Annotated in this window: 1 pseudogene; it reads right to left on the reverse strand. The window is 53.1% G+C overall.

What is annotated here, in order from left to right:
* A pseudogene (locus AC5V8P_RS25140) lies at window positions 1–2,371 on the reverse strand (WIAG-tail domain); the annotation flags it as partial.

Raw genomic sequence — 2,371 nt, forward strand, 5'->3', positions numbered from 1 at the left:
CGAGGTGACGCTTTCCGCTTGTAGCGCATGACCAGATACACTATCCGGCGCCAGATGGCTCGTAAGGACTGAGGAAGCCTGCAAATGGCGAGAGGTAACAGATTCCGAGGCCAGATGGCTTGACTGGATGGCTTCTGCTGCCAAATGATTGGCTTGCACCGCTTCATCTGTAATGTGCCATGGCTGTACCGAGTCGACTGACAGCTTGGCGGCAGTCACACTCTCATCCGCCAATTTATCAGGCGTAACGGACGCGTCCTGCAACGCATCAGTCGATATGGCCTGAGATGCGATATGCTCGCCCTGAATGATTCCAGCGTGCAGATGATGCGGCTGGATCGATCCCGGGGAGATGTGTACCGACTTCACTGCACCCTTCGCCAGCGTTGTATCCTGTACTGCGCCAGTTGCCAAATGTCGGGCGTGTACGGACTGTGCAGACAAATGTGAGGGGCCAACGCTGTCTTCCGCCAGATTCGTTCCCTGCACCGAGTGGGCTGCGAGCTTCTCAGAAGTGACGCTTTCCGCTTGTAGCGCACGACCAGACACACTATCTGGCGCCAGATGGTTCGTGAGCACTGACGCGGACTGCAAGTGGGCTGAGGTGACACTTTCCGGCGCCAGATGGTTTGACTGAATGGTCTCTTCTGCCAAATGATTTCCCCGCACCGCTTCGTCTGTAATGTGCCACGACTGTACCGAGTGGGCCGACAGCTTGGCGGCAGTCACACTCTCATCCGCCAGTTTGTCAGATGTCACAGACTCATCTTGTAAAGCATCGGTCGATATGGCCTGGGATGCAATATGCTCTCCCTGAATGGTTTCAGTTTGCAGATGGTGCGGCTGGATCGATTCGCGGGCAATGTGCACCGACTTCACCGCTCCTTCTGCCAGCACTCTATCCTGTACCGATCCAGCTGCCAAATGCCGCGTGTGTACAGACTGCACAGATAGATGTGAAGGGCCAATACTGCCTTCTGCAAGGTTCATTCCTTGTACCGAGCGGGCCGCCAGCTTTTCCGAGGTAACACTTTCCGCTTGTAGTGCACGACCAGACACACTATCCGGAGCCAAGTGTCTCGTAAGCACCGAGGAGGCCTGTAGGTGCACCGAGGTGACCGCTCCAGATGCCAGATGTGTCGAGTCTACAACCGCCACGGCCAAGTGATTGCTTTGTACAGCTTCGTCCATAATATGCTCGGACTGCACTGCATGGGCTGACAGCTTGGTGGAAGTCACACCCTCATCCGCCAATTTATCGGACGTAACAGACGCATCCTGCAAAGCATCAGTTGATATGGCCTGCAATGCAATATGTTCTTCCTGAATGATCCCGCTTTGTAGGTGCTCTGATTGGACGGATTCTGCTGCAAGATGCTCTGACTTCACAGCATTCTGGGCTAATATCGTCTCCTCTACTGCTCCTGCGGCCAAATGTCTGGTCTGTACGGCCTGTGAAGCCAGATGTCCAGGTCCCACGCTATTTTCTGCCAGATTGGAAGCCTGCACAGCCCGAGCCGCTAACTTCTCGGAAGTGACGCTTTCCGACTGAAGTGCATGGCCGGACACACTATCTGGGGCGAGATGTTTGGTTTGGATCGAAGCAGATTGCAAATGGTTGGAGGTAACGGATTCCGGAGCGAGATGAGACGCCTCCACTGCCTCAACAGCCAGATGGTTGCTCAGCACTGCTTTATCTGTAATATGCCATGGCTGCACCGAACGAGCAGACAGCTTGGAGGAAGTGACACTGCCCTCAGCTAGCTTAGGCGCAGTAATCGCCAAATCATTAATTTTATCCGTAGCCACACTTTCCGGCGATAATTTTAACGAAGTAACGGCATGATCCTGCAAATGGTGGGAGTATACCGCTCCGCTGGCCAAATGCGCGGTTTGAACAGCGCCTTCGCCTAGTATGTCTGCGGTAACGGACTGTTCCTGCAACGCTGCGGTTCCGACACTGTTTTCCCCAAGATGCTTGCTCTGTACAGAGCTTTGGGCCAAATGGGTCGAATCAACCGCTTGAGGCTGTAACGCTTTTCCACCCACACTGTTGTCGGCAAGATGGTTTTCACGGATGACTCCGAATGCAATGTGTACGTGGGTAACGGCTTGAGACGCAATTTTATTGCTGGTGACCGCACCTGTACCAATTTTAGTTTCTATCACTGCTTCATCAGCGATTTTGTCAGATTTAATAGCGCTCGGAGCAATGTGATTTTCCTTGACAGCCTGATTTGCCACATGATGATCCAGAATTGCACCCTTCCTTATTTTCTCACTTGTCACAGCCCCGGTATGCAAATGTTGCTCCGTAACCGCCTCAGGCGCAATATGATCTTTCCGAATAATTTCGGATTGAAGATGCACG

The organism is Paenibacillus sp. N119s, assembly GCF_059447605.1.